Genomic DNA, 20311 nt, shown 5'->3' on the forward strand with positions numbered 1-20311 from the left:
CTCCTATGATAAAATTATTGTGTTATCGGCAATAAAATATCAAGGAGGTATCCATATGGATAAGAGAAGCTTAGCACATACAAGTTGGAATTGTAAGTATCATATCGTGTTTGCGCCAAAATATAAGCGACAGGTTATCTATGGGAGATTGAAAAAAGCATAGGAAAAGCGTTAAGAGACCTATGCAAGAGAAGCAGGTCAAATAAAGTATGAAAATAGGCGCTTTAGCGCCAACTGGGGGATTTGTTGCAAGAGAAAGAAATTCAGAGCACGTGAGTGCTGCCAGTAACAGCCCCTTATAGGGGCATAACAAACCACCGGCTAAGCCGGTGGTTCTGATTATGCTTGCGGTTTACGGGTATGTCTATAGCAATAAGAGGAGGCGATTAGGTGAACATTCGACGCATCATCAGCCGAACCATTAAGGAGCCGGCAGGAGATCGACAAAACATTATTGAAGAAGCGTATCAAGAGGACCCCATTGCCACCATGCGGGTCTTGCAAATGCATGTTTATGCACCGATAACACGCCTTGACCGGTGGCTTGCCATTGAGGCCATCGGTGGGTTGGCGGGAAAATATGCGCCGGACTCTGATGAGCTTTTCAGAAATATCATCCGAAGGTTTATCTGGCAAATGTGTGAAGAAAGCGCTAATGTTCCTTGGGCATCGGCAGAAGTTATCGGGAGTATCCTAGCCAATGACAGCCAGCGGCAGTATGAAGAATTTATTGGACCGCTTTATTATCATGCCGGGCTCAATGAAATTTGTTATCCAGGTCTTTTTTGGGCCTATGTTCAGATGACCCCTAGGTATGCCCGTGAAATGGAGGAGTTTTTACCGAAGACCCTGCCTTACATCAGTTACCATGACCCGGAAGCACGAGCTTATGCGGCGTGGGCATTCCGGGAGGTACCTTATGGTACAGCAGAGGGTGAACTGAAAAAATTATTGGATGATGAGCGTGTCGTACCGATTTTTGAAAACGGCGCCTTAAAAGAATATGTTATCAAATCTTTGGCAGAAGAGGCCCTGTCAAGACTTGCGAAAGAATCATAATTTGATTTTGCCTTTACAATAGGTGTGACATCAATTAAGATAAGATGTATTCAGCAGAAAGTGATCACGGCTTCGGCTGAGGAAAGTCCGGGCACCATCGGGCAGGATGCTGGTTAACGGCCAGTGAGGGCAACCTTAAGGAATAGTGCCACAGAAAGCAAACCGCCTTCGGGTAAGGGTGAAAGGGTGCGGTAAGAGCGCACCGGCGATTGGGTGATCAATCGGCCAGGTAAACCCCATTCGGTGCAAGACCTAGTAGAAAACAATAGAGCGGCCCGTTCTGTTTTCGGGTAGGTCGCTTAAGGCGTCGGGTAACCGATGTCTCAGACAGATGATCACTGATACAGAACCCGGCTTATTATCTGCTGAAAAGCCCCCGTACAAATTTGTACGGGGGCTTTTGTATGCTCTTATGCAGCAGGATTGCCCTGCTGGCCGGTATATTGTTGCTGGCCTTGCTGATACTGGCCTTGCTGGTATTGTCCCTGCTGGCCGGTATTTTGCTGTTGATTTTGTTGCGCTTGATTTTGCTGCTCTTGTTGTTGGGCCTGTTGATTTTGCTGTTGTTGCTGACGGTAATAATTCGCATAATTGGCAGACGAGTAAGTGGTCGGCTCAGTGCCGCTGGCATAAAGTTCCATATGCCTGAAGGCGTAGGGCGTTGAGCGTGTGGCCAACTTACCGGTCTTGGTATCGACCAAGACTTCAACCAAGCCATCCGGCTTGGTGAAATTTTCTACCGGCAAGTTGCGATGGGCGTAGGTCATAATATTACCGAAAACCACAGCGGCATTGGTTGAGGTGCCATAAATGGGAGCAGGTGTATCAAAGCCCATCCAAACGACGCCCACCAGTTGAGGGGTGTAGCCGGCAAACCAGAAGTCTTTGCTGTTATCGGTAGTCCCTGTTTTACCAACGACTGTACGGCCATCGCCTAAAGCAGCACCGCCGCCAATGCCCTCATAAACCACACTTTGCAGGCAAGAGGTGATCATGTAGGCAGTTTGCGGGCTCATGGCCTTATGACGTTCGGCTTTTTCTTCCCAAATGACCCGGCCTTTTTCATCGGTAATTTTAGTAATCAAGTTTGGCTCGGTGTAAACACCGCCATCGGCGAAGGACCCATAGGCACCGGCCATTTCCATGACCGATACACCCTTGGTCAGACCGCCTAAGCCGGCAGATAAGGTTTCGTCGTTGACCTCACCTTTTTCAACCAAGGTGGAAATCCCGATGTTTTTAGCAAATTTCAAGCTGTCTTTAATGCCAATCTCCTGCAATACACGGACGGCAACCGTGTTGTACGATTCGGAGATGGCCTTGCGGATGGTGACATCACCGTGGTATTGCAAGTCGGCGTTTTTAATCTCATGGCCGGAATCGCTACGGAAGGGCGCATCTTTAAAGGCCGAACCGGTACCATAGCCTTTTTCAAAGGCCGGGGCGTAAACGAAAATGGGTTTAAAGGCGGAACCCGGTTGACGGGTGCTCTGAGTGGCATAGTTCCAGCCGCGGCTTTGGTTTTCGTCCAGGTGGCGGCCGCCGACCATGGCTCGAACCCCACCGGATGTGGCATCCATGACCACCATAGCGGCCTGCAGCGTTTCATTGGATGCGCCGCCGGGGAAATTATAATCGGAATTAAAGTAATCATACATGTACTTTTGCAAGTCTTGGTCCAAACGTGTATGAATGATATAGCCTCCAGTATACAACTGGTTGATGTCTTTCTCCAAGCCTAACTTTTGGGCGGCAGTGGAGATAACGGCATCAATATAACTTTGGTTATACGTTTGTGTTTCGGTTTCAGGCGTCACTGAAATGGTGGATAAATCCAAGGGGGCGTTGGACGCCTTTTGATAATCTTCTTCAGTGATGTACTTGTGCTTTAACAAAGCCTGTAAAACCTGTCCCCGCCGTGCAAGGGCGTTATCCGGATTGTTGATCGGTGAATGGCCGGCGGGGTTTTGGATGATCCCGGCAATCATGGACGCTTCCGCAATACTGAGTTCAGAGGCGTGTTTGCCGAAAAAATCGTTGGCCGCGGCTTCAACACCGTAGCAATTCATACCGCTGTTGCCGATGCCTAAGTAGACCCGGTTTAAATAGGCGGTAATGATTTCTTCCTTGCTGTATTGCCGTTCGATACGAAGGGCCAAAACGGCTTCTTGAATTTTACGAGAATAGCTTTTTTCATCGCGCTTGTTCAAGGCCATACCGGCCAACTGCTGAGTAATCGTCGAGCCGCCCTGAACGATGTGGCCGGCTTTTAAATTGGCAATAAAGGCCCCGCCGATACGAATCGGATCAATGCCGTGGTGTTTATAAAAGCGCTGGTCTTCAATGGCAACCACGGACTTAATCATATTCGGTGAAATATCATTGTATTTTATTTGAATATGGTTATTGTTGGCGGATAGCTTGTCGACAAATTCGCCGTCCTTGTCAACGATATAGCTGGTAACGTTGTAGCTGGTGATATCCATGTCCTCAATGTCCGGCATTGAGGACATCGCCGCCATGATGACAGTGGCTACAGTTGTAACACCGACCACGCATACCAATAAAAATAGTAAAATTAATAAATGCGACCACTTAAACCGCTTGGGACGGCTGGCATCTGTCGGCTGTTTTTCATTGTCCATTACAAAACCTCCTTATTCACCTTATTATAGCATAGATTGTACCTGGTCCATAGGGCAAAAATCAATGCAAAAAAAGAGCGCCCCGGAAGGGACGCTATGCCTACTACTACATCCTTATGCTGAAATGGTTTCGTTTAAGGCGTTGATGAGGGCATCTACGTCGATACCATGTACCACAGCGCCCTGCTCAATGTTTTCAAAACGTGCTGCGGCACAGCCCAAGCACCCCATGCCGTATTCCATAAAGACTTGTGCTGTTTGCGGATACTCCCGAACGACATCGGAAATAGCCATATCTTTTGTAATTGCCATTATGTTGCTCCTTTCTATGACCGACGGAAATCCGTCAAGCGAAATTTTAGCAAAATATGCTTTCTTGTCAAGACGTTTATCCTTATACCCTTTTGTCGGTGATTTTAATCCGGCTTGAGACTTTTTACTAAAGCGTCTATACTGAGACTGCTGATATCAGGAGGGGAATTTTGTGGAAACATTTCTCAGTCGAAGCGAAAAATTAGTCGGACATGATGCCTTAGAGCGCCTGGCAGCTGCTCGCATTATCGTTGCCGGGGTAGGCGGGGTAGGTTCCGTCGTAGCAGAAGCCTTGGTGCGGGGCGGGGCAAGGCATTTGATGCTTATAGATGATGATGAGGTGGAGATAAGTAATATTAACCGCCAATTGCAAGCCTTGCCGGAAACCGTCGGCCGGTTAAAAGTTGAAGCAATGCGTGACCGCTTGCTATCGATCAATCCGGCCTTGGTTTGCAGCGCAGAGCCGGTGCATATTGACGACAGTTGGGCCTGTCCGGACGGAACGGCTTATGTGATTGATTGTGTTGATGATGTTGCAGCAAAAAAACAGCTCATTCTTTCTGCTTTTCAGGCAAAGGTTCCGGTAATCTCAAGCATGGGGTCAGGCAATCAGATTGACAACCGGCATTTTACCATTACAGACATTGCTAAGACCCATACCTGCCCCTTGGCGCGCGCTTTGCGCAAAGCTCTGCGTGAAGAAGGGATTTCAAAAGGCGTTAAAGTCTGCTATAATCCCATTAGCCCATATCTTAAACAGGGAGGCTCTCCGGGAACGATGAGCTATGTGCCCGGAACGGCAGGACTACTCATTGCCGGTGAAGTTATTCGAGAAATAATGGGTCTTCATGTGTAATGTTTTTCAATACAGGGTATAAATTTGGATAGGTAGATTGTGAAATATAAGGAGGATATTTATGGCTAATGACAACGTCATCGTCGTTAACGACGATAATTTCGATGAAGTGGTCTTACAAAGCGATACACCGGTTCTCGTAGACTTTTGGGCTGCCTGGTGTGGTCCCTGTAAGATGGTTGGTCCTATTGTAGAGGAATTGGCAAATGATTTTGCCGGAAAAGCGAAAGTATGTAAGCTGAATGTGGACGAAGCAGGTCGCACAGCACAATCATACGGGGTTATGTCTATTCCGACATTAATTTTATTTAAAGACGGCGAAGAAAAAGATCGGGTTGTCGGTTTCCGTCCGAAATCCGATTTGGCACGTTTGCTCGAATCATAATAAAAGCTGCCCGGTTTGTATAAGCCGGGCAGCTTTTAGGTTATTTCATATGTGTGGGCACAGCTTTGTGAATACGCCGTGTCTGGTGTTTGAAGAATTGTTTATCCAAGCCTTTTAATAAGCTTCCGGCCAAGAAAAAACTAAAGGTGATTGACAATCGTACAGCCAGGCGGTTGATTTTTTTTCGGATAACCGGCGCCAAAGAAAATTCTTCTTCGGCGTCTGTATTTGAAACCAAATCAATTTCTTTCAGGGCCTGTAGTCGCAGCGCCGTTTGTGCAGGGGAAAGGCCGCTGATTTGTGCCAAAGTGGTCACATCGCAAGGGCCAAATGTAAGCCTGATCAATAAGGGACGGTCTTCGGCATTTAAAAGGTGACGCAGATATTCTTTCATAAGTATAGATCCCTCCTTCAGTCAACATAGCATGAGGATGAGGGCCTGTCAATCTAAATTAACAGATTAAATCCATGGCAGAAAGGAGGAACCGGCATGCAATGCCCAAAATGTGGCAAAAATAGTCGCGTCCTGGATACGCGTACAGCAGAAAAGGGGAATGCCATCCGCAGGCGCCGAATTTGCACCGCTTGTGGTCAGCGGTTTACAACGTTTGAAAAAATTGAAGATATGCCCTTGGTGGTCGTGAAAAAAAGTGGACGTAAAGAGCTTTTTGATCGCAGCAAAGTCATGAAGGGCTTGGTAAAAGCCTGCGAAAAAAGACCCATCAGCTTGGACCGGCTTGAAGCCCTATCTCTGGAGATTGAAAAAGATCTAAAAAATGAAGGCCGCGAAGTCGATTCGGCGCAAATCGGTCAAGCCATTATGAACCGGTTGATCGAGTTGGATCAGGTGGCCTATGTTCGTTTCGCTTCTGTTTATAAAGATTTTAACGATGTGGAAACCTTCATTCGAGAAATAGAAAACCTGCCGAACCGTCATGCCTGATCGGATTGACGGTAGCTACGATGCGATTATTTTACAAGAGCGTCCATTTAACGAGGCGGATGTGATGTTGACCGCTTTAACGGCAGACATCGGCCACCAAACCCTTATTGCCCGCGGCTTAAAAAAAGGGACCAGCCGCTTACGCGGTATTGTTGCTCCTTTTGCAGAATGTCGTTTGCAGTTGGTGCAGGGCAAAGGGGTGGCGGTATTAACCGGGGCGGACTTAGTTGATGCGCATCAAGCCATCCGCAATGATTATCGGGCCTCTTTAGCGGCCATGTACATTTGTGATCTCTTTCATCAAATGACGCAGGAAAACGAGCGAGATTTGGAACGCTATAGCTTGTTGCAGAAGGGATTAAAGGTATTACCGGATCTTTATCCCTGGCAATGGCTATTTTGGATGGAGTGGCAATTGCTTAAAAATGCCGGATTTTCAGCAGATCTTGACGTATGTGGTGTCTGCGGAAAGCCTTTAACGCCTTCTCATGGTGGTGTGCACGCCGGTATTGACGGGACCTTTAGCCATACCACCTGCGGTCCTGACGCAGAGGGTTTGCAGCTAAAGGTCGCTGAGTATCAATATTTGCGTTTTTTGGATTCTGGGGACCCAGCCTATTTGAAGGCCATCCAATTAAGGCCAACGGTGAGAAAGCGTTTGTTCAGTTATTTGGGGACGCGTTTAAGGTATGTTTTGGATTTTCCCTTGCGCTCGCGTGAGAGCATTAAAGGCTTGATTTAAGCCCATGAAAAGCTTGACAAGCCTGTCGCTGAACGCTATATTAAATGCATAAAATCATATGAAACTGTGATCAGGAAGAGTAGAAAACAATCGTTTTTCAGCGAGCTGCCGATGGTGCAAGGGCGGTAAACGATATTTTTGAAGGGCGCCTGGGAGTTTCTCTATTTTGAGAGAGCGTAAGCTAATCAGGGTGGAACCGCGGGAACCGTCTCGTCCCTGTCTTTGACAGGGACGGGGCGGTTTTTTTGAAAGGAGTTAGTATGGATTTTCAAAATATGATCTTAACCCTCAATAAATTTTGGGGTGATGAAGGCTGCATTATTTTGCAGCCGTATGATATTGAAAAAGGCGCCGGGACCATGAACCCGTCTACTTTTTTGCGGGCATTGGGGCCGGAGCCCTGGCATGTGGCCTATGTAGAGCCCTGTCGCCGGCCGACGGATGGGCGCTATGGCGACAACCCGAATAGGCTACAGCATTATTATCAATACCAGGTTATTTTGAAACCGTCACCGGAAAATATTCAGGAACTTTATTTGAAAAGCTTGGAAGTTCTGGGCATTGATATGAGCCGCCATGACGTGCGTTTTGTAGAAGATAACTGGGAGTCACCGACTTTAGGCGCCTGGGGCTTGGGCTGGGAAGTTTGGCTGGACGGCATGGAAGTGACCCAGTTTACCTATTTTCAACAATGCGGTGGGTTAGACTGCTCTCCCGTGAGTGGCGAGATTACATATGGCTTGGAACGCCTGGCCATGTTCATTGACAATAAAGACAATGTCTATGATCTGCCCTGGGTTGGCGATTTAACTTACGGAGATGTCTTCCATCATAACGAAGTGGAATACTCCACCTATAATTTTGAAGTGGCAGATATTGATATGTTGCTACAGCTTTTTGATATGTATGAAAAAGAAGCCATGCGAACAGTAGCCGCCGGACTGGTCATGCCGGCCTATGATTATGTTTTAAAATGTTCCCACACATTTAATCTATTAGATGCCCGAGGCGCGATCAGTGTTACAGAGCGGACGCACTATATCTCGCGGGTGCGCAATATGTCACGCGAATGTGCGGAAGCCTATGTGGCGGCACGCGAGAAATTAGGGTTCCCGTTACTAAAAGATCAGAAGGAGGCAAACCATGAGTGATGTCATTTTAGAAATCGGCCTGGAAGAGGTCCCGGCCCGATTCATGCCGGCGGCCTTGAATGATTTGAAGACATCAGCAGAAAAAGCACTGCATGAAGCGCGCTTGTCTTTTTCTGAAGCGCTGACTTATGGCACGCCGCGTCGGCTTGTCCTGGTCTTGAAAAATGTGGCAGACCGCCAGGAAGATCTTTCTGAAGAAGTCCGTGGTCCTTCTGAAAAAGTGGCTTATGGCGCTGATGGGACCCCCAGCAAGGCTTTAAAAGGCTTTATGGCGTCTCAAGGCGTGGTGCCAGCAGATATTGAAATCAGAGACGGCTATGTTTTTGCCAACAAAACAGCTGCAGGCGAATCACGCATGAGCGTATTAAAACAGCTCTTACCGGAATTGATTTTGGGCCTTCACTTCCCGAAAACCATGCGATGGGGCGCCCATCAGCTGCGGTATGTTCGTCCCATTCATTGGATTTTAGCCCTATGTGACGATCAGGTCATTCCGTTTTCCTTGGAAGTGGCAGATGCTGACCGGCTCAGTAGGGGACATCGCCACCTGGGAGAAAGTACTTTTGCGGTGGCATCTGTGGAAACGTATTTTGACCAATTACAGGAAAACTACGTTATTGTAGATCAAAACAAGCGTCGCGCTATGATTGAAGAACAGCTGGAGGCCTTAACTCGCCAAATGAATGGTCAATTGGTGCCGGATGAAGACCTTTTAGAGGAAATTGTCTATCTGGTAGAGTATCCGACGGCTTTGGCAGGGCATTTTGATGATGCATTTTTGGCCATTCCGCCGGAATTGGTCATTACACCGATGAAGGAACACCAACGTTATTTTCCGGTACGCGATGCGGAAAGTGGCGCCTTGTTGAATGCCTTTTTAACGGTCCGAAACGGCACCAACGACCATTTGGAAGTGGTCCAGGCCGGTAATGAACGGGTACTCTTGGCGCGTTTATCCGATGCACGTTTCTTTTTTGAAGAAGATTTGAAACATACGCCGGAAAGTCGTTTGGATAAGCTCAAGCAAGTTGTTTTCCAAGAAAAGCTCGGGACCGTATACGATAAAGTCCTTCGGCTGGAAAAATTGTCCAAACAAATAGCCGAGGTACTGGGATATGATGAGACCGTTCAACAAGATGTCACACGGGCAGCGAAATTGGCTAAAACCGACCTCGTCAGCAATGTTGTCGGTGAATTTCCTGAACTGCAGGGGATTATCGGAGAGGTGTATGTTTCCCGCAGCGGGAAGGACAACGACAAGGTGGCACAAGCTGTGCGCGAGCATTATATGCCACGGTTTTACGGGGATGCCACACCTGAAACAGACGCCGGTGCACTCCTCGCTTTAACCGATAAACTGGATACCATTGTCGGGTGCTTTGCCGCAGGCATTGAGCCGACCGGGTCCCAAGACCCCTATGGTTTGCGTCGACAGGCCAGCGGTGTCATTGCAATTCTTTTAGCCAATCTCCAACCAGCCTCTTTGGCAGAACTCATCACTTTGGCCACTGACACTTTGCCGAAGGCACTGGTGGCCGATGCAGACCAGCTGGTCCGCCAAGTGGTTGCCTTCTTTGACCAGCGGATGCGGACAGTCTTAAAGGATTCAGATTTTAATACGGTCTTTATCGATGCGGTTTTAGCGGCCGGCTATGACGATCCGGTTGCTACCATGGCACGTGCTGCGACCATTGATGCCTTCCGCAACAATGAACCGGCGGCCTTCGACATGATTTTGCAAACCTATAAACGTGCGCATAATTTAGCCGAAAAAAGTGATGCACGCGCTGTTTCCCCTGAATTTTTTGAAGAAGCAGCGGAAAACAAACTTTTTGATGCCATTGAGACCTACCGGTCTGCTCATGCTGAGGCCGATGTCTATGACTCTTTAAAAGATTTAACTGAACTGAGCGCCCCGCTGGATGCTTTCTTCGATGCGGTCATGATTATGGATGAACGAGAATCTGTTCGTATGAATCGTCTGGCCCTTTTGCGCGAGTACACCCTTTTAGGCCGCGACTTGGTTGATTTTAATCGCTTTAAGTAATTTGACGATGGAGGTCTGATCAATGAAAACCGATATTGAAATTGCGAATTCCGTCACACCGCAACCGATTGAAAAAATAGCGGAACAATTAAATATTTCAAAAGAAGATTTGTACCTCTATGGACCCTATAAAGCCAAGCTCAATTTATCGCTGGCTGAAAATCGCCCATCAAAAGGGAAACTCATTCTAGTTACAGCTATTAATCCGACGCCGGCTGGAGAAGGTAAAACCACGACCACCGTCGGTTTGGGGGATGCCTTGGCCAAAGCCGGACATCGGACGGTTATTGCCCTGCGGGAGCCGTCTTTAGGGCCGGTATTCGGCATTAAGGGTGGCGCTACAGGGGGCGGTTATGCCCAGGTCATTCCGATGGAAGACATCAACCTCCACTTTACCGGCGATATGCACGCCATTACCGCTGCCAATAATTTACTGGCAGCCGCCATTGACAACCATATTCACCAGGGAAACGCCTTAGGGATTGACCCCCGCCGAATCATTTGGAAGCGCTGCCTGGACATGAACGATCGCGCTTTGCGTAAAATCGTCTGCAGTTTAGGCGGGCCGACCAACGGCATGCCGCGTGAAGAAGGTTTTGACATTACGGTGGCGTCAGAAGTTATGGCCATCTTATGCCTGGCCAAGGACTTGGAAGACCTAAAAACACGTCTTGGGCGTATTGTTGTTGCAGAAAACTTTTCCGGCGATTACGTTTTGGCGAAAGACCTGGAAGTTCAGGGCGCCATGGCGATGCTCTTAAAGGACGCCTTAAAGCCCAACCTGGTTCAAACGCTGGAACATACACCGGCCATTATTCATGGTGGCCCCTTTGCCAACATTGCCCACGGCTGCAATAGTGTTACAGCAACGAAGATGGCACTGGCTTTTGGCGATATTGCAGTAACAGAGGCCGGTTTTGGTGCTGACCTGGGCGCTGAAAAGTTTTTCGATATTAAATGCCGGTACGCCGGGTTAACGCCGGATGCCGTTGTGGTGGTGGCAACGGTGCGCGCCTTAAAATACAACGGTGGCCTGCCAAAATCTGAACTGGAGGCTGAAAACCTGCCGGCGTTGGAAAAGGGACTTCCCAATTTGCTCCGCCATTTGGACAACATTCAAAATGTCTATGGCTTGCCTGCTGTTGTGGCCATCAACCGCTTTCCCACAGATACGGAAGCAGAAATCAATTTGATCCGCAAGGCCTGCGAAAGGCAAGGGGTAGAAGTGGCCCTCTCTGAAGTTTGGGCAAAGGGCAGTGCCGGCGGTGCAGAATTGGCAAAAGCTGTCCTGTCCCTCTTACAGGCACCCCGTGATTTTCGGTATGCCTACCAATTGGAGGCGCCGATAGAGGTTAAAATACGTGAGCTTGTTCAAAAAATCTATCATGGGCGCGATGTGACCTTTAGCAAAACCGCCCAAAATGCCATCGCTCATTTAACCGCGGCCGGTTATGCTCACCTGCCCATTTGCATGGCCAAAACCCAATACTCCTTTTCCGATGATGCTACCCAATTGGGCGCTCCGGAAGGATTTACCGTTACCGTTCAAGACCTTCATGTTTCAGCCGGCGCCGGCTTTATTGTCGTCTTATGCGGCAATATCTTAACCATGCCCGGCTTGCCGAAAAAACCTGCAGCCAATCAGATGGATATAGCGGCAGATGGCACGATTACCGGCTTATTTTAACTAAAACTTATAAAAATCCCTCGAATGCAAAAATGCGTTCGAGGGATTTTTTGTACAAGGGCCTTATGGAATAAAAAATTCCAATATCAATGCCAGGGCCAAGTAAGTGCCGTAATCGCGATTTAATTTTGACATTTGAGCCATAGCGGGCATCATCTCCTGGGGGGATTGATTTTCTTTTGCAAAACCGCCAATGACCTTTCGGACGCGCCAGGCAGATAACCATGGCAGCAGAATAACCCATTTATGGCCAATTCCTAAAAGGATAAAGGTCCACAGATAAGCAAGCATCAGGCCGCCAAACATAAAGAGGACACTCTTCCGATGGCCCAATAAAATCACCAGGGTGCGTCGGCCGCCTTTTTGATCGCCAAGGCGATCGCGTAAATTGTTTGCGGTTAAAATAAGGCCTATGAGGATGAAGGGCGGAAGGGCAACCCATAAAACTTGTGGCGTCATGTGATTCATTTGAATAAAATAAGCAATACAGGTGATACCGGCTCCCATGATTCCGCCTGCAAAAATTTCCCCAAAGGGGGTACGCGAGAGCGGCAGCGGCCCACCGGCGTAAATAAAGGCGATCACCATACAGATGGCACCAACGACAAGGAGCCACCAGGATGTGCTCCAAGCCAAATAGATGCCCAGCACCATTGCGATCAGACAACAGATAAACGCAGTGCGTAAAACAAAACCGGGCGAGGCACCATCGTGGACAATGGTACCGCCGATGCCAATGGAATCTTTTGTATCTAAACCGCCACGATAATCAAAGTATTCGTTGAATAAGTTGGCTGCAATTTGAATCAAGACCGTCGCCAGCAACATAGCCACCAACAGCAAGTCTCTCAAGTGGCCGCTCTGCTGCATGGCAAAAGCGGTTCCGATAAAGACCGGCGTAAAACTGGCAGATAATGTATGCGGTCGAATCATCCGCCAGTAAAAATCAAGGGATAACAATTCGCATCATCCTTTCTTTGTAATAGTGAGTGTACCACAGACTGCTGCAATGTCAATTTTTCAAAAATAGTAGAGCTGTAACCACATTGTCATCATTGCCGTTTGCTCCTGTAAAGTTGTATTAAACCCCATGATTAACACGTTTTTCAAAGAATTATTTCTGATCCAAATCGCTTCGGCATACGCAAAAGAGCTTTTTTCATTGAGTGCGCCAGCTGATTTTGCTATAATAAGCCATGTTGGAGGTTTTAACAACACTAAGAGGAAAAGAGGTGTACTGGAATGGCTCACGTTATTAATGGTGATTGCTGCATCTCTTGCGGCGCATGTGAAGGTGAATGCCCGGTTAGCGCAATCAGCGCTAACGATGACGGCATCCGCGTCATTGATGCTGATGCATGCATTGACTGCGGCAGCTGCGCAGCTGCTTGCCCTTCTGAATGCATCGACGCAGAATAATTATTCGGCGCAGGGCATCATCCCTGCCGGACGTGCCGCTTAGCGGCACATACATAGACAGGAGGATACGCAATTAAGTATTATGCTGTCAAAAAAGGGCGTACGCCCGGTATTTATGATAATTGGGACAGGTGTAAGGCGCAAGTTCACGGGTATCCGGGAGCTGTGTATAAAAGCTTTAAAGAAAAATCTGCAGCCCTTGCCTTTCTCAAGGATGATCAGTTTGCCACTCAGCAGGATAGTCCTCTAAAACCCGATCAAGAAACTTTTATCGCTTATGTGGATGGAAGTTACGATGTGGAAACGGGGCGGTATGCCTGCGGCGTTGTCATGCTCACTCCCGAAGGGGAAACAACGCTGTCAAAAGCTTATTGTAATCCGCAAAATGCATCCTTGCGCAATGTGGCTGGCGAATTGGCCGGGGCCTGTCTGGCCATGGACTATGGCCTCATGCACGGCGCTAAAACCTTGATCATCGTACACGATTACAGCGGGATAGCTGAGTGGGTAAGAGGTAGCTGGCAGGCTAAACTGCCCTTAACCCAAGAATACCGGGATTATGCACGCCATATTGGTGAGCAATTAACCCTTCGCTTTGTCAAAGTCAAAGGACATAGCGGAGACACATATAATGAATATGCAGATTGTTTGGCTCGAGAAGCCTTAAATAAAAAGGGGTCATAACGCCACAAATAAAAAGTTAAGGATGGATGGTATGCACGCACCTAATAAAGTATTAGCATCCTGTCTGATGCTGTCAATGGCCGGTGGGCTTATCTTGCCACAGGCCGCAGAAGCCAGCTCTGTACAGGATTTACAAAATAAAAAAAGTCATTTGGAAGCGGATATTAAAGCCGCAAAAGCCGATCGCGATAAAACTGCCGGAAATAAACGCAGCAATGCACAGGCCTTAGAAGCCATTCAGGCCGGTATTTCCACGACGAAACAGCGGATCGGTATTTTGTCGGATCAAATTTCAGCTTCTGAAGGGCGTATTGCCGAGAAAGAGGCTGAAATTGAGCAAAAACAAAAAGAGTTTGATGCGCGTAAAGCTAAATTAAATGAACGCCTGGTGGAAATTTATAAAAAAGGCGACAATAATTTCATGGAAGTCCTTTTTCAATCAGAAAACTTTTCCGATTTTCTAACGCGGTTTGAATATATGAGCATGATTGCTAAAAAGGACCAAGATTTGTTGCGCGAGATTGCCACTATGCAAAAGAATTTGCAGGCCGATAAAGCCGCTTTGGAAGAAGAACGCACGCATTACAATGCGTTAAAATCTGAACAAGTGGATCACCAAGCAGGCCTTGAGCGACAAGAAGCCGAGAAGCAGGAACTGGCCAAAAACTTAAGTGACCAGGAAGCTTCTCTAAATGAACGCATTGCTGCGATGAATGCTGCCAGTGCTGATATTGGCAATCAGATTGTTGCCATTCAACAACGGGAGGCTGAGGCCGCTCGGGCGCGCGCAGCCCAACTGCAGGCACAACAGCAAGCGGCTCAAGGTGGACAGTTACCGGCAAATATGCCCAGTGCACCCATTACTGTATCAGCGGGAGGATATGTTTGGCCGGTACCCTCATCACATATGGTCAGTAGCCGTTATGGGTGGCGTGTTTATCCGTTCGGCGGAACCGATTTCCATATGGGTCAAGACATTGCCGCACCGATGGGGACGCCGATTGTCGCTTCAAGAAGTGGTAAAATCATCATCCAGGTTTATCATCCGAGTTACGGCAATTACGTTGTCATTGATCACGGTGACGGTGTGAGCACCGTTTATGCACATATGTCAGCATTTGCTTCCAGTTTGGGGGCAACGGTGAATGCCGGTGAAATTGTTGGCTTCATGGGGTCAACCGGTGATAGCACCGGTTCGCATTTGCACTTTGAAGTCCGCATCAATGGCCAGCATACGGATCCTGCTGCTTATATTGGTTGCTAATGTATCTCCCTGGTTCAGCACCGGGGAGATATTTCGTTAAATAAATAAAATTTTAGAGGTGTTTGTGTGACAGTCTTAACAAAGAAGCAGATCAAAGGTTTGCGCAAAATGGCGCAAACCACAAAAGGGACGGTGCAAGTCGGAAAGAGTGGTGTTACTGACGGCACCTTAATTAATTTAAATGAAGCGCTACTGGCCCATGAATTGGTCAAAGTGACCGTTTTAAAAAATTCCACCGATGCTATTGGGGATATTGCTGAAGCCTTGGCCGATGCATCTGAAGCCGTTCTTGTTCAGGTGATTGGTCGTCAGATTGTACTCTACAAGCAAAATCCTGATAAACCGTTCATCGAACTGGCGGACCTGTAAGATGGGGACGCATAATCATATTCGCCGGATTGTGGTAAAGGTGGGCACCAGTACCCTTATCCACGATAACGGAAAACCGAACTTACGGCGCATCAACCAGCTGGTTGAAACCTTGGTTGATTTGAGCAATTATGGGGTCGAATGTATCTTAGTTTCTTCTGGTGCCATCGGCATCGGTATGAGTCATTTGCGCTTAGCCCATCGCGGCAAGACCCTTTCTGAAAAGCAAGCTTTAGCGGCTGTGGGGCAGGGCTTGCTGATGCATATTTATGAACGCAAATTCAGTGAATTCGGCGCCACAGCGGCGCAAATTTTGCTGACGCGCGATGACTTATCCGATCGCCGGCGTTTCTTAAACGCACGCAATACCATTCATGAATTGCTCAAATTGGATGTGGTACCGGTCATCAATGAAAACGACACGGTTTCTGTCGATGAAATTCGCTTTGGTGATAACGATTCCTTGGCGGCCCTGGTGGCTATCTTAATTGACGCTGATTTAACCATCCTCTTAACCGACGTAGATGGTCTTTATACGGATAATCCGAGCCTTAACCCGGCGGCTGAAAAAATAGAGCGGGTGCCGGAAATCACAGCAGAATTAGAAAAAATAGCGGGGACTGCCGGTTCTTATGTGGGGACAGGCGGCATGAAAACAAAAATTGAAGCAGCCCGCATCGCTACATCTGCCGGTATTCCCTTGGTGATTGCATCCGGAAAGACGCCCAAGATTGTCTACGATATTGTCCACGGCAAATCAGTGGGGACCTACTTTGACGCGCAGCCGGTAACCCCCCATAGTCGAAAGAGCTGGATTATTTACGGCGCTCGTGCCTTAGGGGCTGTTGTCGTTGACGAGGGTGCTGTCTCCGCCATTGTTGATAGAGGGAAAAGCTTGTTGCCTGCAGGTATTCTTGCCGTGCAAGGGACCTTTGACCAGGGAGACATGGTAGACATTGTTTCATCTCATGGTAAAATAATAGCAAAAGGAATTTCAAATTACGCAGCATCAGACATTGAACGCATCAAAGGCTTGCAAACAAGTCAAGTGGATAAAGTATTAGATGGACACAGCTATGATGTGGTGATTCATCGCGACAATATGGGCTTGACCCATTGAAGGAGGCTCCTCCATGGCACTGGAACAAATGGCACGTAATGCAAAAGCCGCATCCAAAGTATTGGCCTTAAGTGATCACGTTATGAAAAATAATGCTTTAAAAGAAATGGCTGAAGCTTTACTCTTGGAAAAGGCCTATTTGCAAAACGAAAATAATAAAGATATGCAGGCGGCCAAAGAGGCGCATATGTCCAAGGCATTAATAGACAGACTTTTATTAACAGACCAGCGGATTGAAGATATGGCAAACGGGCTAAAAGCCTTGTGTGATATGCCCGACCCCATTGGTCGAGTTGATGAATCCTGGCGCACAGAGAACGGCTTGGAAATTTCCCGTCGGTCGGTGCCCTTAGGGGTTATTTTAATGATTTATGAAGCACGCCCGAATGTCACAGCTGACGCGGCAGGTCTTTGCCTGAAAAGCGGTAATGCAGTTATTTTACGCGGCAGCCGGTCGGCCCTCCATTCGAATATTGCCATCGTATCCGTTTTGAAGCGTGCTTTAGCAGAAACGGGCATACCGACAGATGCCATCCAATTTGTGGAAGATACCGATCACGAGGTTGTTGGCGAACTTTTACGCATGAATGAGTGGATTGACCTGGCCATTCCTCGGGGTGGTTCAGGTTTGATTCAAAGCGTGGTGCGTCAAGCCAGCATTCCGGTCATTGAAACAGGCGTTGGCAATTGCCACCTATATATAGATGCGTCAGCAGATTTAAGCAAGGGACAGGCCATCTTATTAAATGGGAAAGTCCAGCGCCCGGGGGTTTGCAATGCTTTGGAAACCTTGTTGGTGCATGCAGATATTGCCGATCAATTTTTACCTCAAGCCTTGGAAACCTTAAAGGCCGCCGGCGTTGAAATTCGCGGTTGCAGTCGGACCATGGCCTACGGTAAGGACATTATTGCTGCCAGTGAGGAAGACTATGCCACAGAGTTCCACGATTTAATTCTGGCCGTAAAAATTGTAGACAGTTTTGCCGATGCGGTCAGCCATATCAACCGCTACAGCAGCGGTCATTCAGATGTTATTGTGACAGACAGCTATAGCCGTGCCCAGGCCTTCCTCAATGAAATTGACGCAGCCTGTGTATATGTCAACGCTTCCAGTCGCTTTAGTGACGGTAGTGAATTTGGCTTTGGGGCAGAAATTGGCATCAGCACCCAGAAAATGCATGCCCGTGGACCGATGGGCATTGCAGCCTTGACCAGCTATAAATACACCATTTGCGGGGAAGGACAGATTCGCGAGTGAAGCGCCTCGCTTTCTTTGGCGGTAGTTTTAATCCGCCGCATAAGGCTCATGTGATGATTTTGGCAGAGATTGTTCAACGCTTTCAATTTGATCAAGTGGTGGTTGCACCGGCCAGTTGTCCGCCACATAAACAAGATGAGCACCAGGCCTCTTTTGCCCATCGCCTGGCCATGACAGAGCTTGCCTTTTTAGGGCTTCCAAACGTTCAAGTGAGTGATATAGAAGCAAGACGTGTCGGCCCGTCTTACAGTGTTGAAACCCTAAAGCATCTTAAACGAGACTACCCTGACCATGCGCTTTACATGATTACCGGTGGTGATGCCTATGCACAATTTTGCACCTGGCATCATTGGCAAGAGCTTTTGGATACGGCATGTCTGATCATAGCCCGCAGACCGGGCTATGCCTTGCGTGGCAACCAGGACTTGGAGGCGGTGGCTGCGAAAAGCCGCTGCGGCATGATTTTGATAACCGTTCCGCAAGTGCCGGTTTCGTCTACGGAAATACGGCAACAGATTGCCGACGGCCGGTTGAGCGATGCGGCGCTGCCGGAAACCGTAGCTGATTATATTGCGAAACAAGGGTTATACCGGTTGGGAGACTGATACATGGATGACACAGCATACCTTGCCATATTGAATCGTGAATTAGGACCAAAACGCGTTGCGCATTGTCAGCGCGTTGCCGAAACAGCTGTGGCTTTGGCGCATAAAAATCATGCCAACGAACGCTCTGCCTACATTGCCGGCTTGATGCATGATTATGCCAAAAAATTCGATTCCCGTCGGTTATTGGAAATTGCTTCTGAGGCCGACCTGGTGACAGACCCTTGTGAGCTGAAAGTGCCGAGCTTATTGCACGGGGCTGTCGGAGCTTATCTTTTAAAAAAGGAAAATATTGTTCAGGATGAAGCAGCCTTACAAGCCATGGCGCGCCATACAGTTGGCTGTGCGCACATGTCTTTATTGGATAAAGTGATTTACGTGGCAGACTATATTGAACCCGGTCGGACAACGCCGGGAGTAGAGTCTGTACGAAAAGCGGCCTTTAAAGATCTTGATCAAGGTGTATGGCTTTCTTTGACCCATTCATTGACCTGGCTGCTAAGGGAAAAACAGATTATTCATCCGCAATCGATTCAAATGTATAATTGGCTGCTAAGCGAGGTAGTAACTGTGCCTCGGGCCTGACCGAAAAGGAGTTTTAATTTGGAACTTGAACTGAAAAGTATTGTTCAAACACTTGAAGAACATAAAGGCGAAGATATTAAGGTGTTGGAAATTGGCGCTTTATCCAGCATTGGCGATTATTTTGTATTGGCAACTGCCTTGAATCAGACACATGCCCAGGCCTTGGCACATTACGTGGAAGCGGATGTGGTTAAAGCCGGCGGTGAAAAACCGCTGCGCATTGAAGGTTTGCGCGAAGGCGATTGGATTCTTATGGACTATGGCGATATTGTGGTCCATATCTTCACTGCCGATCAACGTGCTTACTACGGGTTGGAAAAACTGTGGGGCGATGCCAATGAATATAACATTGCACCTTGGCTTGAACTTGTCGAACAGAAACGCTCATGAGACCGGTTGCCATTTTTGATTCAGGCATTGGCGGCTTGACCGTGATGCATGAGGCGATGGAACGCCTCCCTGATTTACCGGTGATTTTTTATGCGGATCAGGCGCATGTCCCATATGGCAACAAGACGCCGGATATGATTCGACGTTATATGCATCAGATGATGGCGGACTTGGCGCCTTATCATGTCCAAGCCCTTCTTTTGGCCTGCAATACGGCCACCAGTGCTGCTGCCGAGGACTTGCGCGCCACTGCTGATATTCCAATCATCGGTATGGAACCGGCGGTAAAACCTGCCGTGCTGCAGGAAGCGCCGGGACAAAAAATTTTAGTCAGTGCGACAGATTTGACCTTGCGCTTAGACAAGCTCAACCGCTTAATTGATGATTTGGGCGCAGGAGAGCGGATTTGTCGTGTTTCATTTCAAAAACTGGTTCAGTTTGCTGAACAAGGGGATTTTGACAGTCCGGCAGTATACCGCTATCTGGAGGACCAGCTCTCGCCGTTTGACATGCGTGAGGTTGGTGCCCTAGTTTTGGGCTGTACACATTTTATTTATTACAAACCTGTTTTTAAGGCCCTTTTGCCGCCATCTGTTGATGTTTTGGATGGCAATGAAGGAACCGTCAAAAGATTGCAGAGCTTGCTGACCTATGACCCTGTAGGCGAAGGTGGCCACACATCATCGCACCCGATTTTTTTAGTGTCGGGAAAACCGGCAAATGAGCAGCAAACAATGTTTTTCCATAGGTGTTTGGATCGCTTGAAAAATTGCTAGGAGGTGGTATAAAG

At 47.9% G+C, this 20311-nt stretch carries 22 protein-coding genes, 1 other RNA gene and 1 pseudogene; 20 read left to right on the top strand and 4 right to left on the bottom strand.

What is annotated here, in order from left to right; translation table 11 throughout:
• Positions 1-55 precede the first annotated feature (55 nt).
• From BLQ16_RS00005 to rnpB, 3 genes and pseudogenes are all read left to right on the top strand, one after another.
• Positions 56-192 (top strand): annotated as a pseudogene (locus BLQ16_RS00005) (transposase); the annotation flags it as partial.
• 198 nt (positions 193-390) lie between these two features.
• Positions 391-1059, top strand: coding sequence for a DVU0298 family protein (locus BLQ16_RS00010; protein WP_091790707.1), 669 nt, complete (start codon positions 391-393; stop codon positions 1057-1059).
• A 50-nt stretch (positions 1060-1109) separates the two neighbouring features.
• Positions 1110-1432, top strand: an RNA gene (gene rnpB, locus BLQ16_RS00015) — RNase P RNA component class A.
• 37 nt (positions 1433-1469) lie between these two features.
• Here the strand turns inward: rnpB and BLQ16_RS00020 are convergent.
• Positions 1470-3704: a transglycosylase domain-containing protein gene (locus BLQ16_RS00020; RefSeq protein ID WP_091790708.1), complete on the bottom strand. Its 2235-nt coding sequence runs from the start codon at positions 3702-3704 to the stop codon at positions 1470-1472.
• 114 nt (positions 3705-3818) lie between these two features.
• Entirely contained in the window at positions 3819-4016 is a 198-nt protein-coding gene (locus tag BLQ16_RS00025; protein WP_091790709.1) for a DUF1858 domain-containing protein, read from the bottom strand.
• 172 nt (positions 4017-4188) lie between these two features.
• Between BLQ16_RS00025 and BLQ16_RS00030 the strand changes: the two genes are divergently transcribed.
• Both BLQ16_RS00030 and trxA read left to right on the top strand, forming a co-directional pair.
• Positions 4189-4872 (top strand): tRNA threonylcarbamoyladenosine dehydratase, encoded by a 684-nt coding sequence (locus tag BLQ16_RS00030; protein ID WP_091790710.1) that lies wholly within the window; start codon positions 4189-4191, stop codon positions 4870-4872.
• Positions 4873-4933: 61 nt separating this feature from the next.
• Positions 4934-5257 carry a thioredoxin gene (trxA, locus tag BLQ16_RS00035; RefSeq protein ID WP_091790711.1) on the top strand — a complete coding sequence of 108 codons (324 nt, stop codon included), beginning with the start codon at positions 4934-4936 and terminating at the stop codon, positions 5255-5257.
• A gap of 40 nt (positions 5258-5297) precedes the next feature.
• Here trxA and BLQ16_RS00040 read toward each other — a convergent pair whose 3' ends face one another.
• A complete protein-coding gene (locus tag BLQ16_RS00040) occupies positions 5298-5651 on the bottom strand; it encodes a hypothetical protein (RefSeq protein ID WP_091790712.1) in 354 nt (117 codons plus the stop codon).
• Between the two features lie 96 nt (positions 5652-5747).
• Between BLQ16_RS00040 and nrdR the strand changes: the two genes are divergently transcribed.
• From nrdR to BLQ16_RS00065, 5 genes are all read left to right on the top strand, one after another.
• A complete protein-coding gene (nrdR, locus tag BLQ16_RS00045) occupies positions 5748-6200 on the top strand; it encodes a transcriptional regulator NrdR (RefSeq protein ID WP_091790713.1) in 453 nt (150 codons plus the stop codon).
• Complete coding sequence (gene recO, locus BLQ16_RS00050) at positions 6193-6942, top strand: DNA repair protein RecO (RefSeq protein WP_091790714.1); 750 nt, start codon at positions 6193-6195, stop codon at positions 6940-6942. Before nrdR ends, recO begins: the two co-directional genes overlap by 8 nt.
• A 260-nt stretch (positions 6943-7202) precedes the next feature.
• A complete protein-coding gene (glyQ, locus tag BLQ16_RS00055) occupies positions 7203-8093 on the top strand; it encodes a glycine--tRNA ligase subunit alpha (protein ID WP_091790715.1) in 891 nt (296 codons plus the stop codon).
• On the top strand, positions 8086-10140 hold the full coding sequence (gene glyS, locus BLQ16_RS00060; RefSeq protein ID WP_091790716.1) for a glycine--tRNA ligase subunit beta: 2055 nt from the start codon (positions 8086-8088) through the stop codon (positions 10138-10140). The genes glyQ and glyS overlap by 8 nt, the downstream gene beginning before the upstream one ends.
• Positions 10141-10162: 22 nt before the next feature.
• On the top strand, positions 10163-11827 hold the full coding sequence (locus tag BLQ16_RS00065; RefSeq protein ID WP_091790717.1) for a formate--tetrahydrofolate ligase: 1665 nt from the start codon (positions 10163-10165) through the stop codon (positions 11825-11827).
• 63 nt (positions 11828-11890) lie between these two features.
• Here the strand turns inward: BLQ16_RS00065 and BLQ16_RS00070 are convergent, their stop codons facing one another.
• The gene (locus tag BLQ16_RS00070; protein WP_091790718.1) at positions 11891-12787 is read right to left on the bottom strand and encodes a 1,4-dihydroxy-2-naphthoate polyprenyltransferase; all 897 of its coding nucleotides are present in this window, start codon (positions 12785-12787) and stop codon (positions 11891-11893) included.
• Positions 12788-13069: 282 nt separating this feature from the next.
• On the opposite strand from BLQ16_RS00070, the gene BLQ16_RS00075 reads away from it, so the two are divergent.
• From BLQ16_RS00075 to murI, 10 genes are all read left to right on the top strand, one after another.
• Positions 13070-13246 (top strand): 4Fe-4S binding protein, encoded by a 177-nt coding sequence (locus BLQ16_RS00075; protein ID WP_091790719.1) that lies wholly within the window; start codon positions 13070-13072, stop codon positions 13244-13246.
• 72 nt (positions 13247-13318) lie between these two features.
• Positions 13319-13930: a ribonuclease H family protein gene (locus BLQ16_RS00080; RefSeq protein ID WP_278308559.1), complete on the top strand. Its 612-nt coding sequence runs from the start codon at positions 13319-13321 to the stop codon at positions 13928-13930.
• 31 nt (positions 13931-13961) lie between these two features.
• Positions 13962-15194, top strand: a complete 1233-nt coding sequence (locus BLQ16_RS00085; protein WP_159427902.1) for a murein hydrolase activator EnvC family protein — start codon at positions 13962-13964, stop codon at positions 15192-15194.
• Between the two features lie 66 nt (positions 15195-15260).
• A complete protein-coding gene (locus BLQ16_RS00090; RefSeq protein WP_091790722.1) occupies positions 15261-15563 on the top strand; it encodes a YhbY family RNA-binding protein in 303 nt (100 codons plus the stop codon).
• A gap of 1 nt (position 15564) precedes the next feature.
• Positions 15565-16683 (top strand): glutamate 5-kinase, encoded by a 1119-nt coding sequence (proB, locus tag BLQ16_RS00095; RefSeq protein WP_091790723.1) that lies wholly within the window; start codon positions 15565-15567, stop codon positions 16681-16683.
• A gap of 13 nt (positions 16684-16696) precedes the next feature.
• A complete protein-coding gene (locus tag BLQ16_RS00100) occupies positions 16697-17941 on the top strand; it encodes a glutamate-5-semialdehyde dehydrogenase (RefSeq protein ID WP_091790724.1) in 1245 nt (414 codons plus the stop codon).
• Complete coding sequence (nadD, locus tag BLQ16_RS00105) at positions 17938-18546, top strand: nicotinate (nicotinamide) nucleotide adenylyltransferase (RefSeq protein ID WP_091790725.1); 609 nt, start codon at positions 17938-17940, stop codon at positions 18544-18546. Before BLQ16_RS00100 ends, nadD begins: the two co-directional genes overlap by 4 nt.
• A gap of 3 nt (positions 18547-18549) precedes the next feature.
• A complete protein-coding gene (gene yqeK, locus BLQ16_RS00110; RefSeq protein ID WP_091790726.1) occupies positions 18550-19131 on the top strand; it encodes a bis(5'-nucleosyl)-tetraphosphatase (symmetrical) YqeK in 582 nt (193 codons plus the stop codon).
• Between the two features lie 18 nt (positions 19132-19149).
• A complete protein-coding gene (rsfS, locus tag BLQ16_RS00115) occupies positions 19150-19521 on the top strand; it encodes a ribosome silencing factor (RefSeq protein ID WP_091790727.1) in 372 nt (123 codons plus the stop codon).
• Complete coding sequence (gene murI, locus BLQ16_RS00120; RefSeq protein ID WP_091790728.1) at positions 19518-20297, top strand: glutamate racemase; 780 nt, start codon at positions 19518-19520, stop codon at positions 20295-20297. The genes rsfS and murI overlap by 4 nt, the downstream gene beginning before the upstream one ends.
• Positions 20298-20311 lie beyond the last annotated feature (14 nt).

Origin of the sequence: Peptococcus niger (assembly GCF_900101835.1) — a bacterium.
Classification (GTDB): domain Bacteria; phylum Bacillota; class Peptococcia; order Peptococcales; family Peptococcaceae; genus Peptococcus; species Peptococcus niger.